This is a genomic window from Aurantiacibacter xanthus (assembly GCF_003584015.1).
Lineage (GTDB): Bacteria > Pseudomonadota > Alphaproteobacteria > Sphingomonadales > Sphingomonadaceae > Alteraurantiacibacter > Alteraurantiacibacter xanthus.
Window position 1 is genome coordinate 22,553 of sequence record NZ_QXFM01000113.1, and the last position, 17,345, is coordinate 39,897.

The 17,345-nt window shown below is 65.5% G+C and carries 19 protein-coding genes; 11 read left to right on the forward strand and 8 right to left on the reverse strand.

The features are described from left to right. Nucleotides 1–34 precede the first annotated feature (34 nt). Complete coding sequence (locus tag D2V17_RS13360) at nucleotides 35–352, reverse strand: 2Fe-2S iron-sulfur cluster-binding protein (RefSeq protein ID WP_119593305.1); 318 nt, start codon at nucleotides 350–352, stop codon at nucleotides 35–37. A gap of 72 nt (nucleotides 353–424) precedes the next feature. Here D2V17_RS13360 and D2V17_RS13365 point away from each other — a divergent pair, with 72 nt between their 5' ends. After that, the gene (locus tag D2V17_RS13365; RefSeq protein WP_119593306.1) at nucleotides 425–1,042 is read left to right on the forward strand and encodes a DNA-3-methyladenine glycosylase family protein; all 618 of its coding nucleotides are present in this window, start codon (nucleotides 425–427) and stop codon (nucleotides 1,040–1,042) included. Between the two features lie 276 nt (nucleotides 1,043–1,318). Next, nucleotides 1,319–3,268, forward strand: coding sequence for a S9 family peptidase (locus D2V17_RS13370; protein WP_119593307.1), 1,950 nt, complete (start codon nucleotides 1,319–1,321; stop codon nucleotides 3,266–3,268). A gap of 140 nt (nucleotides 3,269–3,408) precedes the next feature. On the opposite strand, the gene D2V17_RS13375 is transcribed toward D2V17_RS13370, so the two are convergent. After that, entirely contained in the window at nucleotides 3,409–3,714 is a 306-nt protein-coding gene (locus D2V17_RS13375) for a 4a-hydroxytetrahydrobiopterin dehydratase (RefSeq protein ID WP_119593308.1), read from the reverse strand. Nucleotides 3,715–3,768: 54 nt separating this feature from the next. Between D2V17_RS13375 and ccmA the strand changes: the two genes are divergently transcribed. Both ccmA and D2V17_RS13385 read left to right on the forward strand, forming a co-directional pair. Further along, nucleotides 3,769–4,347: a heme ABC exporter ATP-binding protein CcmA gene (gene ccmA / locus D2V17_RS13380; RefSeq protein WP_119593309.1), complete on the forward strand. Its 579-nt coding sequence runs from the start codon at nucleotides 3,769–3,771 to the stop codon at nucleotides 4,345–4,347. Beyond that, nucleotides 4,344–5,006, forward strand: coding sequence for a heme exporter protein CcmB (locus D2V17_RS13385; RefSeq protein ID WP_119593310.1), 663 nt, complete (start codon nucleotides 4,344–4,346; stop codon nucleotides 5,004–5,006). The genes ccmA and D2V17_RS13385 overlap by 4 nt, the downstream gene beginning before the upstream one ends. 67 nt (nucleotides 5,007–5,073) lie before the next feature. Here D2V17_RS13385 and D2V17_RS13390 read toward each other — a convergent pair whose 3' ends face one another. From D2V17_RS13390 to D2V17_RS13400, 4 genes are all read right to left on the reverse strand, one after another. Next, a complete protein-coding gene (locus D2V17_RS13390; protein ID WP_119593311.1) occupies nucleotides 5,074–5,445 on the reverse strand; it encodes a c-type cytochrome in 372 nt (123 codons plus the stop codon). A gap of 78 nt (nucleotides 5,446–5,523) precedes the next feature. Further along, nucleotides 5,524–6,351, reverse strand: coding sequence for a type I methionyl aminopeptidase (gene map / locus D2V17_RS13395; RefSeq protein ID WP_119593407.1), 828 nt, complete (start codon nucleotides 6,349–6,351; stop codon nucleotides 5,524–5,526). Between the two features lie 47 nt (nucleotides 6,352–6,398). Beyond that, a complete protein-coding gene (locus tag D2V17_RS21575; protein WP_147367404.1) occupies nucleotides 6,399–6,659 on the reverse strand; it encodes a hypothetical protein in 261 nt (86 codons plus the stop codon). 160 nt (nucleotides 6,660–6,819) lie between these two features. Further along, nucleotides 6,820–7,635 carry a DUF4163 domain-containing protein gene (locus D2V17_RS13400; protein WP_191229190.1) on the reverse strand — a complete coding sequence of 272 codons (816 nt, stop codon included), beginning with the start codon at nucleotides 7,633–7,635 and terminating at the stop codon, nucleotides 6,820–6,822. 49 nt (nucleotides 7,636–7,684) lie between these two features. Between D2V17_RS13400 and D2V17_RS13405 the strand changes: the two genes are divergently transcribed. The 6 genes from D2V17_RS13405 to D2V17_RS13430 all read left to right on the forward strand — a co-directional run bounded on the left by D2V17_RS13405 (nucleotide 7,685) and on the right by D2V17_RS13430 (nucleotide 13,304). After that, nucleotides 7,685–9,082, forward strand: a complete 1,398-nt coding sequence (locus D2V17_RS13405; protein ID WP_119593313.1) for a leucyl aminopeptidase family protein — start codon at nucleotides 7,685–7,687, stop codon at nucleotides 9,080–9,082. 86 nt (nucleotides 9,083–9,168) lie between these two features. After that, nucleotides 9,169–9,531, forward strand: a complete 363-nt coding sequence (locus D2V17_RS13410) for a hypothetical protein (RefSeq protein WP_245978715.1) — start codon at nucleotides 9,169–9,171, stop codon at nucleotides 9,529–9,531. A gap of 9 nt (nucleotides 9,532–9,540) precedes the next feature. Beyond that, nucleotides 9,541–10,467 carry an N-acetyl-gamma-glutamyl-phosphate reductase gene (argC, locus tag D2V17_RS13415; RefSeq protein ID WP_119593314.1) on the forward strand — a complete coding sequence of 309 codons (927 nt, stop codon included), beginning with the start codon at nucleotides 9,541–9,543 and terminating at the stop codon, nucleotides 10,465–10,467. 264 nt (nucleotides 10,468–10,731) lie between these two features. After that, nucleotides 10,732–11,070 carry a P-II family nitrogen regulator gene (locus tag D2V17_RS13420; protein WP_119593315.1) on the forward strand — a complete coding sequence of 113 codons (339 nt, stop codon included), beginning with the start codon at nucleotides 10,732–10,734 and terminating at the stop codon, nucleotides 11,068–11,070. A gap of 79 nt (nucleotides 11,071–11,149) precedes the next feature. Next, nucleotides 11,150–12,559, forward strand: a complete 1,410-nt coding sequence (gene glnA / locus D2V17_RS13425; RefSeq protein WP_119593316.1) for a type I glutamate--ammonia ligase — start codon at nucleotides 11,150–11,152, stop codon at nucleotides 12,557–12,559. 166 nt (nucleotides 12,560–12,725) lie between these two features. Next, on the forward strand, nucleotides 12,726–13,304 hold the full coding sequence (locus tag D2V17_RS13430; protein ID WP_119593317.1) for a lysozyme: 579 nt from the start codon (nucleotides 12,726–12,728) through the stop codon (nucleotides 13,302–13,304). A 12-nt stretch (nucleotides 13,305–13,316) separates the two neighbouring features. On the opposite strand, the gene D2V17_RS13435 is transcribed toward D2V17_RS13430, so the two are convergent. Further along, on the reverse strand, nucleotides 13,317–14,837 hold the full coding sequence (locus tag D2V17_RS13435; RefSeq protein WP_191229191.1) for an ArnT family glycosyltransferase: 1,521 nt from the start codon (nucleotides 14,835–14,837) through the stop codon (nucleotides 13,317–13,319). 228 nt (nucleotides 14,838–15,065) lie between these two features. On the opposite strand from D2V17_RS13435, the gene D2V17_RS13440 reads away from it, so the two are divergent. Beyond that, complete coding sequence (locus D2V17_RS13440; RefSeq protein WP_245978716.1) at nucleotides 15,066–16,400, forward strand: sensor histidine kinase; 1,335 nt, start codon at nucleotides 15,066–15,068, stop codon at nucleotides 16,398–16,400. Between the two features lie 41 nt (nucleotides 16,401–16,441). Here D2V17_RS13440 and D2V17_RS13445 read toward each other — a convergent pair whose 3' ends face one another. Further along, nucleotides 16,442–17,290, reverse strand: a complete 849-nt coding sequence (locus D2V17_RS13445) for an arginyltransferase (protein WP_119593319.1) — start codon at nucleotides 17,288–17,290, stop codon at nucleotides 16,442–16,444. Nucleotides 17,291–17,345: the final 55 nt, after the last annotated feature.

Sequence of the window (17,345 nt, forward strand, 5' to 3'; positions counted from 1 at the left end):
GAGGGCAATCAGCTTTGCCTTGGCCCGCGTTAAGTCAGTCTTCCTCGGCGATGCGGACCTTGAGGCCGTCCAGCTCAGCAGTGAAGGGAAGCTGGCACGACAGGCGGCTGGTCGCATCGCGATGGTCCGAGCTGTCGAGCAGGTCGTCCTCGTCCTCGCTCATGGCCGGGAGCTTGTCGGCGAAGGCAGGGTCGATATGGACGTGGCAGGTCGCGCAGGAACAGCAGCCGCCGCACAGCGCGAGCAGCTCGTCGAACCCGTTGTCGCGGATGGCCTCCATCACGGTGAGGCCTTCAGCAACCTCGACGGTCTTTTCCTCGCCCGAACGGCTGACGACGGTAAGCTGCGGCATATGTGGCAATCCCTCTGCTGGTTTCGCGAAGGCTGCTAGGCAATGCAGCGAAAATTGGCAAGAAGGGCGCGCATGGGACTTAGCTCGGATCAGATCACCACCAGCCTCGACTGGCTTGCCGCGCGCGAACCGGCGATTGCGCGCGCGCTGGAAACCTGCGGCTATCCCGAACCGCGCATCCGCGAGCGCGGCTATCGCACCTTGCTGCGCACGATCGTCGGCCAGCAGGTGAGCGTGGCGGCGGCGTCCTCGATGTGGGCCAGGCTGGAGGCCGAGCTGGGCGAGGACATTCCCCCTGCCGAACTGCTGGCCCGCGATTTCGACACGCTGCGCGCTTGCGGGTTGTCGCGGCAGAAGCAGGGCTATGCGCGAAGCTTGTGCGAACTGGTCCACGCGGGCGAGCTGGACTTGCAAAACCTGCCCGCAGACGACGAGGCCGCGATTGCCGAGCTGGTGCGGATCAAGGGCATCGGGCGGTGGTCGGCGGAGGTTTACCTGCTGTTTGCCGAAGGCCGCCCCGATATCTGGCCTGCGGGCGATCTGGCGGTGATGGCCGGGATCGGGAAGATCTTGGGCCTGGAGGAACGGCCCGACGAAAAGGCCACGCGTGCGCTGGCCGAAGGCTGGCGGCCGCATCGGGGCGCGCTCGCGATCTTTACCTGGCATTGTTATAGTAATCCGGCGCTATAGCCATTTGGACGAAGGCCGCGCGCTGACCTTTCCTACAGACCGCACTGGAGTCTACAGAACGCCCGCTCTTTCCCATTGTCTGCTTTCGCGCCGCAATCCGGCAAAGTGTCAACTTCGCCGATATCGCGCAAACCCCTGTCAATCCTCGGGTTTCCCCCCCGAACGCCGGGTGACGCACGGTCAACTTCGTCAACTTCGCGCCCCGACTTCTCCCAGCCCCGCCCTTCCCATTCCGCCACACAATCCCTAGCTCTCAAGCAACCCAAGGGAGACCCCATGACCACCACCGCCGACGCTCTTGCCACCGTTCCCCTGATCCCGCGCGATCACATCTTCGGCAACCCGACCCGCTCGGGCGGCAAGATCAGCCCCGATGGCCAGTGGGTGAGCTGGATGGCCCCGCATGAGGGCGTGATGAACGTGTGGATGGCTCCCGCCAGCGATCCCGAAAACCCGCGCCGCATGACCAGCGCCGCCGAGCGCCCGATCCCGGCCTATTTCTGGGCGCCCGATTCCACCTCGCTGCTCTACATTCAGGACAAAGGCGGCGACGAAAACTTCCTGCTTTATCAGGTGAATGTGGAAAGCGGCGAGGAACGCTGCCTGACCCCGTTCGAAAACACCCGCGCCCAGATCGTCGGCGCCTCCGACACCATCAAGGACACGATCCTCGTCGGCATCAACAACCGCGATCCGCGTTTTCACGATGTCCACAAGCTCAATCTCAAGACCGGCGAACTTGAGCTGGTCTACGAGAACAACGCCTATGTCGGCTTCGAAAGCGACGACAGCCTGACGCTGCGCTGGGCGATCCAGCAGAACGCAGCGGGCGGCAACGACATGTTCGAGATCGTCGATGGGGTGGTGTCCGAAGCCCCGCGCGAGAGCATCGGCATGGACGATGCGCTCACCACCAGCACCGCCGGCTACACCACCGACGGCAGCATCCTCTACTGGATCGACAGCCGCGGCCGCGACACCGCCGCGCTCTACGCCGAGGACACCGCCACCGGCGAACGCACCCTCATTGCCGAGCACGACAAGGCCGACATCGGCGGCACCATGCGCGACACCAGAACGGGCGTTGTGCAGGCCTGGAGCGCAACCTACCTGCGCACCGAGCACCACGCTATCGACCCCGCTATCGGCAAGGCGCTGGCCTGGCTGCGCGAACGGCTCGACGGCGATTTCGGCATTCAGTCGCGCACCGACGACGACCGCAAGTGGCTGGTCTGGAACGACCCGCTGACCGCGCCGATCCGCGCCTATCTTTACGACCGCGACGCCGAAACGCTGACCGAGTTCTACAACACCCGGCCCGAGCTGGAAGGCGCGCCGCTCCAGCCGATGCACGCGCTGGAGATCACCAGCCGCGACGGGCTCACCCTGCCCTCGTTCCTGACCCTTCCTCCGGCCTGCGACGGGGATGGCGACGGCATTCCCTCCGAGCCGGTGCCGATGGTGCTGCTGGTCCACGGCGGGCCATGGGCGCGCGATGGCTATGGCTACAACCGCACGCACCAGTGGCTGGCGAACCGGGGCTATGCGGTGCTGTCGGTGAACTTCCGCGGCTCCACCGGGTTCGGCAAGAGCTTCATCAACGCGGGCAACCTCGAATGGTCGGGCAAGATGCACGACGACCTGATCGACGCGGTCGAATGGGCGGTGGAGCAAGGCATTGCCGCGCGCGACAAGGTGGCGATCATGGGCGGCTCCTACGGCGGCTATGCAACGCTGGTGGGCCTTGCCTTTACGCCCGAGGTGTTCGCCTGCGGGGTGGATATTGTCGGCCCGTCGAACCTGGAGACGCTGCTGGAGACGATCCCGCCCTATTGGGAGCCGCTGGTAAAACAGTTCCACGAGCGGATGGGCAACCCGACCACGCCTGAGGGGCTGGCGTTCCTGAAGTCGATCAGCCCGCTTTACAAGGCGAGCGAGATCGTGAAGCCGCTGTTGATCGGGCAAGGCGCGAACGATCCGCGCGTGAAGCAGGCCGAAAGCGACCAGATCGTGAGCGCGATGGAGGCGGCGGGGATTCCGGTCACCTATGTGCTATTTCCTGACGAGGGGCATGGGTTCCACCGGCCCGAGAACAACATCGCCTTCAACGCGATCACCGAGGAGTTTCTGGCGCGCTATCTCGGCGGAAGGGCCGAGGCGGCGGGGGATACCGTGGCAAAGTCGACGGCGCAGATACCGAACGGGGCGGAGCATCTGGGCCTATAAGCCTCATCACCCTCCCCCGCTCGCCCTGAGCCCCCCACCCCGCTCATCCTGAGCTTGTCGAAGGATTGCCCTTGTCCTTGGTCGCAAAGAAATACGGCCCTTCGACAAGCTCAGGGCGAGCGGATGCTAGTTCTTGTGGCTCAATCAACCAAGGCATCAATCGCGCTGGCCATCCGAAAATCCCGCGCGGTGAGGCCACCCGCATCGTGGCTGGTCAGCGTGATCGCCACCTTGTTGTAAACATTGGCCCAGTCGGGATGATGATCGTGCTGCTCGGCCAGCATCGCCACGCGGGTCATGAAGGCGAAGGCCTCGGAGAAGTCGGCAAAGGCGAACCCGCGCGAGATCGACTTGTGCGCATCGCCCAGCGTCCACTCGGGCAGACGGGCGAGCGCGCTTTCCAGTTCGCTGGGCGTGTCGATGGCGGTCGAAGACTGGTCGGTCATGATGCGAATCCCCTGACTTGTTAGGCTCTGTTCCATCGCCTAACGCACGAGCCGATGGAAGAGTGCCATATCCGTGCGACCAATCTCGCCTGCCGACGCGGCGACCGGCTGCTGTTTGCGGGGCTGTCGCTGGCGCTTGGCCCCGGCGAGGCGCTGCAACTGGCGGGTGCCAACGGCATCGGCAAGTCGAGCCTGATGCGCATTCTGGCAGGACTCGCGCGGCCCTATTCCGGCGCGGTCGAGCGGCAAGGCGCGCTGGCCCTGCTCGACGAACGCCCCGCGCTCGACGAACACCAGCCGCTCGGCGAGGCACTTGCGTTCTGGCGGCGGATCGACGGCGGCGAAGCGCTCGGGATCGACCGGCTCGGGCTGGAGGCTCTGCTTGACGTGCCGGTGCGCTATCTCTCGACCGGACAGCGCAAACGCGCCGCATTGGCTCGCCTGATCGGTCAGCGCACGCCGATCTGGTTACTCGACGAGCCGCTCAACGGGCTCGACACCCATGCCGTCGCGCTGGTCGAGGCGCTGGTGGCCGAGCACCTTGCCGCGGGCGGCATCGCGGTGATCGCCAGCCACCAGACCTTCGCCCTGCCCGCGCTCACCCGACTAGCGCTGGCGGAGCACGTCCAATGAGCGCGGCGCTGGCGCTGCTGCGGCGCGACCTTGCCCGCCTGCTCCCCGGAACGCAGGGCGGCGGCACCTTGCTGCCGCTGCTGTTCTTCCTCGCCGTGGCGATGCTGTACCCCTTCGCGGTCGGCCCCAACCCCACCTTGCTGGCAGGCACCGGCGGCGGGGTGATCTGGGTCGCCGCGCTGCTCGCCGCGATCCTCCCGCTCGACCGGCTGTTCGCACCCGACCTCGAAGCGGGTATGTTCGACCAGTGGGCCCTGCGCGGCCTCTCCGAAGAGCTGGTGGTGGCCGTGCGCCTGATCGCCCACTGGCTGAGCTTCGGGCCGTTCGTGATGCTGGCCGCCCTGCCCGCCAGCGCGCTGGTGGGCATCGACGGCGCAACCTTGCGCGTGGTCGAACTGGGCCTGCTGGCCGGAACGCCGGGCCTTGCCGCGATCGGCATCATCATCGCCGCTGTCACCGTGGGTCTGCGCGGCGGCGGGGCGGCGCTGGCCGGACTGCTGGTGATCCCGCTCGCCGTGCCGCTGCTGATCTTCGGCGCGGGCGCGCTCTCCACCGGCGGCGAAGGCGGGCTCGCCCTCACCGCCGCGATCAGCCTCGTGCTGGTGGCCATGGCGCCTTTCGCCGGCGGTGCGGCCATCCGGGCTTCGCGCGAGGGGTAAGTCCCGGTCCTTCGAGACGGGCTCTCAGCCTGCGGCTTCGTGCCCTCCTCAGGACGAACGGATCACATTAGCGCGGCGGCTGGTAGGCCTCGTCGCGCAGGCTGAGGATATAGTTCACCAGCGAGGCGGTCTCGTCATCCTCGAGATAGAAGTCCATCTCTTCGGGATAGTTGTGCGCGTTGCGTAGCCAGTTGGTGAGCGTCGCCACACTCAGCCCGCGCGCATTGGCGATGGTCGGGAACTCGGGCGACTTGGGGTTCGGCGACAGGCCATAACGCTCCACCGAATGGCACCCCGCACAGGCCGCCTGCGCCAGCGCATGGCCCTCGGACGAGGCAACCGGAGGGGCAACCCCGGCCTCCTCGGCGGCCACGGTCTGACAGGCGCCGAGAACCAGCGGCAGGGCCAGCAGCGACAACTTGAGGGCAATCTTCGACATCGAGGGGCTCCGAAACGAGAAGCTGGCAATATGCTATCGTACGGCGTGCAATTCCTTGCGCCCGATCAACCTTTCACATCAGACGTAAGGCGGCTGATCGCGTCCGGTCGGGCTCCTGGTGAAGATTTCGCAGCCATCCTCGGTGATGCCGATCGAATGCTCGAACTGCGCCGACAGGCTTTTGTCGCGCGTCACCGCGGTCCAGCCGTCGCTCAGCACCTTCACCGCGGGCTTGCCGAGGTTGATCATCGGCTCGATGGTCATGAACATGCCCGGACGCAGTTCCGGCCCCGTCCCGGCGCGCCCGGCGTGGACCACCTCGGGCGCATCGTGGAACAGCCGACCAAGGCCATGACCGCAGAAATCGCGCACCACGCCATAGCGATGCCGCTCGGCATGGGCCTGGATCGCCGCGCCGATATCGCCTACCCGCGCACCGGGGCGCGCCTCGGCGATGCCGATCATCAGGCACTCGTAAGTCACCTCGACCAGCTTGCGTGCCTTCAGCGGCACATCGCCGACGAGGAACATCCGGCTGGTGTCACCGTGCCAGCCATCGACCAGCGGGGTGACGTCGATGTTGAGAATGTCGCCATCCTTCAGCTTCTTGTCGCCCGGAATACCGTGGCAAACCACATGGTTGAGCGAGATGCAGCACGAGTGCGTGTAGCCATGATAGCCGAGCGTAGCGGGCACGCCGCCGCCTGCCAGCGTCATCTGCCGCACGATGTCGTCCAGCTCGCCAGTGGTCACACCGGGGCGGACATGGTCGGCCAGCGCATCGAGGATTTCGGCGGCCAGCCGCCCGGCCTTGCGCATGCCCGCAAAACCCTCGGGGCCGTGCAGCTTGATCGTGCCGTCACGCACCATATCGGCGTCGGCTTCTACGTGTTGGTATTTGGTCATGGCGTCCATGTAGCGCGGCTTGCGCGCAATTTCGAGCCACCGCCTGCCTAATCCTCGGAGAAATGCGTTTCTTTCAATTGTTGGATGAAAATTCCGCATGCATCTACTGCTGCATCGGTGCTTGTTTCAGTTCCAACATCGCCGCTTACACGCGACCTGAATATATACTCAACATTGCGGGTGTTCACCCATACTTCACCCAGATTATCTCTGGTTTCATCGTCAATTTTCTCGAGCGTGCAGCACTGATTCTCTAATGCATCGGCTGCAAACGTCTTTGCTTTAGTGTATCCTACTCTAGGCGGCATCCACCGCGATGCGTTCGCAAGCGCTACTGAACGAAGATTTATTTGCGCTGGGCTTCGCTCGGTGCACTCAGGAGGGCCTCCCACATTGCAGGCAGAGACCAGGCAGCCGCTCGAACCGAGAACAAGGAGACGGACAACCCTGTTGGTCAACGATCCTTCCCTACTTCCCGACTGCGAAAATTTCGCGATACTCGGGACGCACCGTCTCCAGCATCGCCGGGGTCATGGCAAAGGTGAACTCGTAGCTCCCCTCCACCCACGGCCCGGCGATATAGGGCGCGATCTTCACGCCGATGCGGTCGAACTTGTGCCCGCCCGCTGAGCCGAGCAACAGGTTCGGCTCGCTGATCGCCACGCAGGCATCGAACATTTCGGTCGAACCCTCGGGCACCGGCTCGCCGCGCCGCTTGCCGCGCTCCTTGTTGAGCTGCTCGCACAGTTCCTTGCCCAGCACCGCATCGAGCGCATCGGGCGAGGTGAAGAAGGCGATCGGTTCGACCGGGATATTCCGCTCCTCGTCCCACACCATCGAATCGAACCCGTAGTTCGAGTGCGCGCCGCCGGTATAGGTGGAGATTTCGGCCGAGAGGCTCAGCCAGCCGGGCAGATCGGCGACCACCTGCCACTCGGTGGTCGAGAAATACTTGTTGAACGGGAAGCCGTTATCGCGCGCGGTTTCCTTGTCGCGGGCAGCGTTAAGCGCCAGTTCGTCACGGCGCTTCTCCAGCTGGTTGTCGAGCCACTTGGCCAGAACCGGATTGTCGCCCGCGGCCTGGGGATAGGAGTATTCGAAGACGAACGTGTCCGTCTCCTCCTTCACCTGCCGTGCGCCGCCAGCGGGGGCTTCCGCTTCATCGGCGCCCGATGCCACCGCCTCGGGCGGAGTCGGCGTCTGCGGCGGCTGATTGGGCTGTTGCGCCTCCTGACAGGAGACCAACGCAAGCGCGGAGGCGAGCCAGAAATATTTGCGCATCATACCCTTCGTCTCTTCCCAAATTCGCCCTGAATAGGCAAGCGACTGCTTTATGAGCATTACAGAACCTCTGATCCAGCCGGATCGTGGCCAGGACGCGCACACGATCCACCTCGTGAACACCGCCAGCTTCGACGATTTCGCCAAGCGGCTGAGCGGTCCGCAACGCGCTACGCTGGCTGCGCAAAAGTTCAAGGGGGGCGGTTATGAAACCGCCATCGTGCCCGAGGGCGACGGGTGGTTTGCGGTCGGCGGCGTGGCCAATCCCGACGACCTTTCGAGCTGGTGTCTGGCCAAACTGGCCGAAGTTCTGCCCGCCGGAACCTACCGACTCGCCAGCGGTGCGGCGGGCCCTGCCCTGCACGGCTGGCAAACGGCGCAATATCGCTTCACCCGCTACCTCGCCGAGGCCGAGGGCGAAGGCCCGCGTGTGCTGCTGACCACCGAGGCCGGCAGGATCGAAGCGGTCGAGGCCGAGGCGCGCGCGGTGGCGCTGGTGCGCGACATGGTCAACACGCCCGCCGAGGACATGGGCCCCGCCGCGCTCGAAGCCGAGGCCGAACGCATCGCCAAGGCCCATGGCGCGAGCATCGACGTGGTACGCGGCGACCGGCTCGAAAAAGAGTTTCCGATGGTCCACGCCGTGGGCCGCGCGGCGGAGCGCAAGCACGCCCCGCGCCTGATCGAGCTGAACTGGGGCGACGATGCCCACCCGCGCGTGGCCATTGTCGGCAAGGGGGTGTGTTTCGATTCGGGCGGGCTCGATGTAAAGTCATCGGCCGGGATGCTGCTGATGAAGAAGGATATGGGCGGCGCGGCCCATGCCCTCGCCCTGTCGGAATGGATCATGCAGGCCGGGCTCAAGGTGCGGCTGCAATGTCTGGTCCCCGCGGTCGAGAACGCGATTTCGGGCAATGCCTTCCGTCCGGGCGATATCCTCGCCAGCCGCAAGGGGCTGTCGGTCGAGATCGGCAACACCGACGCCGAAGGACGTCTGGTGCTGGCCGATGCGCTGGCGCTGGCGAGCGAAAGCGCGCCCGAGCTGGTGATCGACTTCGCCACCCTCACCGGCGCGGCCCGCGTGGCGCTGGGGCCGGACCTGCCCGGCATGTTCGCCCGCAAGGATGCCACCGCCGAGGCGTTGCTGGCCGCCGGGATCGAGAGCGATGACCCGGTCTGGCGTCTGCCGCTGCACGATGCCTATGGCGAGTGGCTGAAGTCGCCCATCGCCGACCTCACCAACAGCCCCAGCAATGGCTATGCCGGGGCCAGCGTGGCGGCGCTGTTCCTCGACCGATTCGTGGGCGAGAAGGCCGATGGCACGCCGATCGACTGGGCCCATTTCGACACCTTCGCCTGGCGTCCGGCGGCCAAGCCCGGTCGGCCCAAGGGCGGCGAGGCGCTGGGCCTCAGGGCAGCGTTCCATATGTTGCGCCAGCGCTTCGGTTAACGCCCGTTCACCGCGCGGCCTTGCCCCATGGGGCCGCGCCGTCTAAGCGCAGCCGCTTGTAGCCAGCACTTACGGATAACCGGCGCTTGAGCCAGAACCAAGATACCCAGCCTGCCACGCACGTACAGGGCCCCTTTGCACTGACCGGCCCGGTGACGCGGCCGCAGGGCCACGACCTGCCCCTGCGCGGCGACCTCGCGCACATCGGCCTCGCGGGCAAACACTTCGTGCCGCACTATGCGGTGCCGCAGCCGCGCGCGGTCATGCCCGGCGGCGCCACCTTGCATACCTTGCCCTCGAATGAGGCCGAAGAGCTGTGCGTGCTGATGGAAGGCGACAGCTTCGAGTTACTCGATATCACCGGTAGCTGGGCCTGGGGCTGTCTCTCGCTCGAAGGCCCGGTGGGCTATGTCCATATCGACCGGCTCGAACCGGCAGCGGCAGGCTGAGGAAAAACAATGGCATTCAATGTGTTCATCGACGGTGGTGCCGGCACCACCGGGCTCGAAATCGCCGACCGGCTGGCAGGCCGTGACGAGTTCGAACTGGTTCGCCTGAGCGAGGCCGAGCGCAAGGATGCCGACTGCCGCAAGACCGCGCTGAACTTCGCCGATTTCGTGATCCTGTGCCTGCCCGACGATGCCGCCCGCGAAGCCGTGGCGATGATCGATCCGGCCAGCGGCACGCGGGTGATCGACGCCTCCACCGCGCACCGCACCGCGCCCGGCTGGATCTACGGTTTTCCCGAGATCGTCGGCCGCGAAGTGGTGGCGGGCGCCAGGCAGGTCTCGAACCCCGGTTGCTATTCGACCGGGTTCATCGCGCTGATCACCCCGCTGATCCGCGCCCGGATGCTCCCGCGTGACTGGCCCTATACGGTCAACGCGGTCTCGGGCTATTCGGGCGGCGGCAAAGGGCTGATCGCGCGCTTCAAGGACGAGCCCGACATCGCCTTCCGCACCTATGGTCTCACCCTTGCGCACAAGCATCTGCCCGAGATGCAGGCGCGCACGGGGCTCGAATATCCGCCGGTCTTCGCGCCTTCGGTGGTGCCCGCCTATCGCGGCATGGTGGTGGAGGTTCCGCTGCCGATCGAAGCGATGCGCAAGGCCGCCCCGCCCGCCGACCTGCGCGCCTGCCTCGCCGAGGCCTATGCCGGGATGCGCACGATCACCGTGCACGAGGACTGCCCCGAAGAGCTGGTGCTGCGCGCCGAGGCCGAACCGTCCGACGGGATCGACATCCACGTCTGCGCCGATGCCGAAGGCAAGACCGCGCGCCTGATCGCCGTGCTAGACAACCTCGGCAAGGGCGCCAGCGGAGCTGCGGTGCAGTCGCTCAACCTGATGGCGGGTTGCGACGAATATGCGGGCCTGCGTCTCTGACCGGCCTGCCCGCTAATGCGGCATTGCCTGCACAACAATTAGGCACATAGCCCCGGGCTGCCTGTTTCCGCCTGTTTCACCGCAGCGCGGCTCGGGCTTAGAAAATGCCAAAAATCGGGCCTTTCGCTTAGGCTTGCGATTGTCTAATTCAGTGCAACACACCTTGGCACGATTCTTGTTAATACCTTGATGTGATTGCCGGGGAAGCGGCACCATCGGCGATCCTGAAACAGATCGGGCGCCGGACAGTACGGCAGGGGTAAAGTGAAGAAAATCGAAGCCATCATCAAACCGTTCAAGCTCGATGAAGTGAAGGATGCCCTGCACGAAGTGGGCGTTTCGGGTATCACCGTGACCGAGGCCAAGGGCTTTGGCCGCCAGAAAGGTCATACCGAACTTTATCGCGGCGCCGAATATGTGGTCGATTTCCTGCCCAAGGTTAAGCTTGAGGTGATCGTGGCCGACGGCCAGGCCGACGCCGTGGTCGATGCCATCGCCGCCGCCGCCAAGACCGGCCGCATCGGTGACGGCAAGATCTTCGTCTCCGACATTCAGACCGCCGTCCGCATCCGCACCGGAGAGCAGGACGAAGCCGCTATCTGAGCGGCCCGGCACAACCATTTTTGCGGGCCAGCGCGGCCCGCCCTCTGTTCACGCCAAACACTCCATAGGAAGGATTATCATGGCAACTCCTGCTGATATCGTGAAGCGCATCAAGGAAGAGGGGATCGAGTGGGTCGACCTCCGCTTCACCGATCCGAAGGGCAAGTGGCAGCACCTGCAGATGTGCGCCGGTGCCATCGACGAGGATGCGCTGGAAGAAGGCCTGATGTTCGACGGTTCGTCGATCGCCGGCTGGAAGGCCATCAACGAATCCGACATGATCCTGAAGCCCGACTGTGACGCGGTCTACATCGACCCGTTCAGCGCCACACCGATGATCTCGATCAACTGCGACATCGTCGAGCCGTCGGACGGCGAGTTCTACAGCCGCGACCCGCGCTCGACCGCCAAGCGCGCCGAGGCCTACCTGAAGACCACCGGCATCGGTGACACCGTCTACGTCGGCCCCGAGCCCGAGTTCTTCATGTTCGACGACGTGCGCTTCGAGGACGGCTATGCCGGTTCGGGCTTCCAGATCGACGACATCGAGCTGCCGACCAACACCGCCACCGAGATGGAAGGCGGCAACATGGGCCACCGTCCGCGCGCCAAGGGCGGCTACTTCCCCGTCGCGCCGGTCGACAGCTGCATGGACATCCGTGCCGAGATGGTTTCGACCATGCTCGAAATGGGCCTGCCGATGGACAAGCACCACCACGAGGTGGCCGCTGCCCAGCACGAGCTTGGCATCACCTTCGGCAAGCTGGTCGAAACCGCCGACCGCGTGCAGGTCTACAAGTACGTCGTGCATCAGGTCGCCCATGCCTATGGCAAGACCGCGACCTTCATGCCGAAGCCGATCAAGGAAGATAACGGCTCGGGCATGCACACCCACATGTCGATCTGGAAGGACGGCAAGCCGACCTTCGCCGGCAACGAATATGCCGGTCTGTCCGAGACCTGCCTCTATTTCATCGGCGGCGTGATCAAGCATGCGAAGGCCTGCAACGCCTTCACCAACCCGACCACCAACAGCTACAAGCGTCTGGTGCCGGGCTTCGAAGCGCCGGTGCTGCTGGCCTACTCGGCCCGCAACCGTTCGGCCTCGTGCCGCATTCCCTATGGCTCGGGCGAGAAGGCGAAGCGCGTCGAGTTCCGCTTCCCCGATCCGCTGGCGAACCCGTACCTTGCCTTCGCGGCGCTGCTGATGGCGGGCCTCGACGGCATCGAGAACAAGATCCACCCCGGCGAGTCGTCGGACAAGGATCTGTACGACCTGCCGCCGGAAGAACTGGCCGATATCCCGACCGTCTGCGGCAGCCTGCGTGAAGCTCTCGAAGCGCTCCAGGCCGACCACGAGTTCCTGCTGAAGGGCGACGTGTTCACCAAGGACCAGATCGATGCCTACATCGAGCTGAAGTGGCCGGAAGTCTATCGCACCGAGCAGACCCCTGCCCCGGTCGAATACGACATGTACTACAGCTCGTAAGAGCCGCGCCTACCTGTCGTTTTGCTGCCCTCAGGCAGCGAAGCGGTAGGGCAGCAAACAAAAGGGGCCGCTCGGGAAACCGGGCGGCCTTTTGTTTGGGCGCTTTCCTACACGGGTTGGAAATGCCTAACCGGGGAGGCGATTCGCCTTGCCGGAGCATTGCCCCATGAACCGCACTCCCATTTTCGCCGCCGTCCGCCACCTGCTCGCCCGCCCTTTGCGCGAGGCTGATGTCCGCGCGCTCGACAGCGCTATCGACGCTGCGCTGGAGCTTCCCGCCCCGCTTGCGGTCGGCCCTGCGGGGGTGGCGCTGGTTCGCCGATTCGAGGGGCTGGCCAGGCTGCGGCCTGACGGCATGGTCGAGGCCTACCCCGATCCGGGCACGGGCGGCGATCCGTGGACCATCGGCTGGGGCGCAACCGGGCCCGGCATCGGCCCCGGCACGGTCTGGACCCGCGCGCAATGCGACGCGCGGCTGGAGGCCGATCTCGCACGCCACGCCGGGGAGGTCGCCGAGGCTATCGGCGCTGCCCCGACCAGCCAGCCGCAGTTCGATGCGCTGGTCTCGTTCCACTACAACACCGGCGCCATTGCGCGGGCGACGCTGACGCGGCTGCACATCGCGGGCGACCATGAGGGGGCCGCACAGGAGTTTTCGCGCTGGGTCCATGCCGGGGGCAAGGTGATGAAGGGGCTGGTGCGGCGGCGCGAGGCCGAAGCGACCCTCTATCGCGGCGAGAGCTGAGCGCGCCCCGCCCTACCAATAGAGCTTGAGCTGAGGCCACAGCTCGCCGAGCGAGGGCTTTACCCCCCGGCACAGCGCGATGGACTTGCCGTTCTCGTGCGGCATGGCGTAGCGCGACCAGGTCTTCCCCAGCACGATGACTTGCTCGCAATAGGGGCGCATGTCCTCAGGATTATGCTCGATAGACAGCACGTTGACCGGCTCTTGCCCGCGCAGCCCCCACAGGAAATACTGGTTGTGCCCGCTCAGCACCGGCGGCAGGCCCGTGCCATAGATGTCGAGGGCGGCGGCCCCACCATAGTTGTCCGCCTTGATGGCGGTCACCGCGCGTTCGGCGGCGGGAATGCGGTTCCAGGCCGCCTCCACCTGCTCGGTGAAATCGCGCCAGCCAAGCTGATCGGCCATGACTTGCGGCAAGGTGGTGCCCGTGAAGTTGCGCTCCTGCTGCTGCGGCGCGATGCCGATCCGCTGCATATAGACCTCAAGCACGGACGGAGAGAGGATCGGCAGCGCCAGCGGTGCCACCAGCGTGGAGAAGGCCGCGGCTGCCGTCACCCCCACCCCGGCTATCGTCTTGCCCGCCACCCCGCGCACCAGCGGCGCCAGCGCCGCCGCGCCGATCACGAACAGCATCGGGTAGAGCGGCGCGAGATAGTAGTCCTTGCCGTGCCCGATGCGGACAATCACGAAGACGACCAAGGCCGCGATCACCAGAAAGCGCAGATCCCTGAGCTGTCTGACGACAAGCGGCGCGATAAGCCCGGCGATCCACAGCGGCGCAAGCGCCGGGTTCATCACGAAGATCTGGTTGCCGACAAACGGCAGCAGCGCGACTTCGGTATTCTTGTTTCTGGCCGCCGCGCCCAGTTCCAGAAACGGGAAGCCGTGAGCATATTGCCACAGGAACGACGGCAGTGCGATCAGCCCCGCGAGCAGCGCGCCGATCCAGAATGCGCGCCGCCGCAGCAGCCTCCGCTCGGGCATTGCGACAAGGCCGATGGTCAGGCCCAGCATCCAGAACACCATCGAATATTTGATTTCGAGCGCGACGCCCGCAACCAGTCCGGCGAGGATCAGCGCGCGGTCATCGCCCTCGCGCGCGGCCTTGACCAGCAGATAGGCGATGGCGGTCCAGGTCAGCGGTTCGAAGGCGGAAGTGCCCAGCGTGGACACCAGCCCCATCAGCATCGGCGCGATCGCGCAGGCGAGCCCGGCCAGCCCCATCGCCAGTCCGCCCCCGCCGAGCAGACGCACAAAGCGCATCGCCAGCCACACCAGCGCGCCCGCAGCGATGGCGGTGGGAATGCGCAGCCCCCATGCGCCGAGGCCCAATTTGTACAGCGAGGCCGCCATCAGCGGCACCACGGGGGGCTGATCGGCATAGCCGAAAGCGGGATGCAGGCCGCAGACGATGAAATACAGCTCGTCGCGGAACAGGTCGTAGCGCCCGCCCAGGGCGAGATGGCACGCCATGACGATCAGCGCGGCAGCAAGGGGACCTGTCTCTCTCCACCGCATCTCCTGAAGTGCCATCTGCATCGCCTCCCTGCCCTTTTTGTCCTATCTGCCAACTGTGTTATATATATAATACACGTGTCAAGGGGGGGCTTGGCCCGATGGCGCGGACCATGCCGCCTGCCCGGTGGGGCGCGACAAACTTGTGGCCGTGGCCGTGGACAATTGCCTCGCCTTCCACCAAGCATGGGAGAGGATTACCGCAGGGCCATGCCGATTGGGATGAGAGGACAGCCGAGGCGCGCCATGAACGCTATCGGGAAACCGCGAGAGGAGAGAGCTGCTATTTTTCGTCGGCTATCTCCGGGCTTCGCGGTCCATATCGCGATCGTCTTTCTTGCGCTCGGGCTGGTGCAGCTGGCGGGCAGCCTGATATTCTACCAGATCATCGACCGGCAGACTTTGCGCGATGACCACGCCCGCCGCGTGGCGGAGCTGCTGATTGTCGGCGAGCGGATGCACGCAATCGCCCCGGCCCAAACGGCGACGAACATGACGACGCGCTATCTGCTCGCCAATGTGTCGCCCGCCCCGATGGTTGCGGCGCCAGGCGACGACGAAATGCTGGCCGACATTGCCGCCCGCATCGTCGCGTGGGAGCCTTCGCTTGGCGGGCGACCGCTTCATCTCGCCCTTCTCGCCGAGCAGGGAGAAGGCAGGAACCTCGCGGGCTCGTTGCAGCTGGCTGACGGAAGCTGGTTCAATTTTCAGTCGCGTGACATCACCAGCATGTGGCCGGTCGCCTGGCGCGCCATGGTCCTGACCATGCTGCTGACCGCCGCCTTCATGGGCATCGGCCTCGTTGTCCTGCATCGGATCGGCAAGCCGCTGCGCCAGCTGACCGATGTTGCCGAGACGATCGGGCAGGGAAAGCAGATCGCGATTTCGGAAACCGGCCCCAAGGATCTGCGCGATCTCGCCCATGCCATGAACGTCATGCAGGAGCGGATTGCCCGCCTCCTCAGCGATCAGGCCGCCGCTTTCGAAGCGATCACGCACGACCTGCGCACCCCGCTTTCCCGGCAGCTGGTGGCGACCCGTCTTGTCGATGACGATGAACTCTCGCAGCTGCTGAGGGACAGCATCGAGGAGATTACCGAGCTGCTCGACTCGCTACAGGCCTATCTGAACGCGCAGCACTTCACCTGCGAACCCGAGACGGTTGCGCTGGCGGAATTCCTGCGCTCGGAGGTGTCCGGGTACGGCGACGCGATCACGATTGTGGCATCCGCCGATCCCAGGGTCAGGACATTCCGCGAGCCGCTTGCGCTCGCCCTGCGGGCCTTGATCGAAAACGCCGTTCAGTATGCCGGAGAGGCCGTGGTCAGCCTGCACCGGCGCGATGGCGATTGGGTGATCGATATCTCGGACAATGGGCCGGGTCTGGCGCAGGAATTCTATCAGCCGGTGCTCGAACCCTTTTTCCGGCTCGACGAAGCACGGCAGCGCAACACCAAGGGTTTCGGTCTGGGCATTCCGATGGTCCATCGGCTGATGATGCGGTTCAACGGATCGCTAGGCTTTTCGTCTCCGGCGAAAGGTGGCCTCACCGTGCATCTCACAGTCCCCAGAGCCAGCTAGCGCTTGGTCGGTTCTCGCAGAGACCGTGCCCAATCAGCGCCTCAGACCTTCACCACCCGCCGCGTCAGCTCCGCATTGCAGTCCTTGCTCGCGCCTGCCGGTGCCGGGCCTGCCGCGCCGGCTCCGCTCACCACGCGCGCGATCTGGCGGTCCTGCTCCTCGTCGCTCATCCGCTGCCAGCCTTCGGGGCCGAGCTTGTCGAGCGGGCGATAGCGCACCTTGTACTGCATCCGCTCCGAACCCTCGACCCAATAGCCGAGATATACATAGGGCAGTCCCTCGGCCGCAGCGCGGCGGATGTGGTCGAGGATCACGAAGGTGCCGAGCCCAGAACGTTCGGAATCGGGATCGTAGAAGCTGTAGATCATCGACAGGCCGTCGCCCTGCCGGTCGGTCAGGCAGGCGGCGATCAGGCGGCCGGGGCCGCCATCCTCGCGCGGCTCGCGGTATTCGATCACCACCGTGCTGACCGAGGTGTGCTCGACCATGTCGGCAAAGTCGATTTCGTCCATCGCCGCCATGCCGCCGCCGGGGTGGCGGTGCGACAGATAGCGTTGCAGCAGCGCAAACTGTTCTGCCGTCGCCCAGGGGCGGCATTCGCTCACCACGAGATCAGAGTTGCGCTTCAAGGTCCGCTTCTGCGAGCTGGAGGCACGGAACTCGCCCGCCACCACGCGCACCGACACGCAGGCGCGGCAATCGGCGCAGCTCGGGCGATAGGCAACGTTCTGGCTGCGCCGGAACCCGATCCGCGAGAGGGCGTCGTTCAGCGCGTCGGAGTTCGGCCCGTTCAGCTCGGTGAACACCTTGCGCTCGGTCTTGCCCGGCAGATAGGGGCACGGTGCGGGGCTCGTCACGAAGAAGCGGGGGAAACGCACGGGTGCGGTCACTGTGAGGCGATCCTCTCATCATGGCAGCGGCTGGCGCGTGGCAGCGCCGATACAC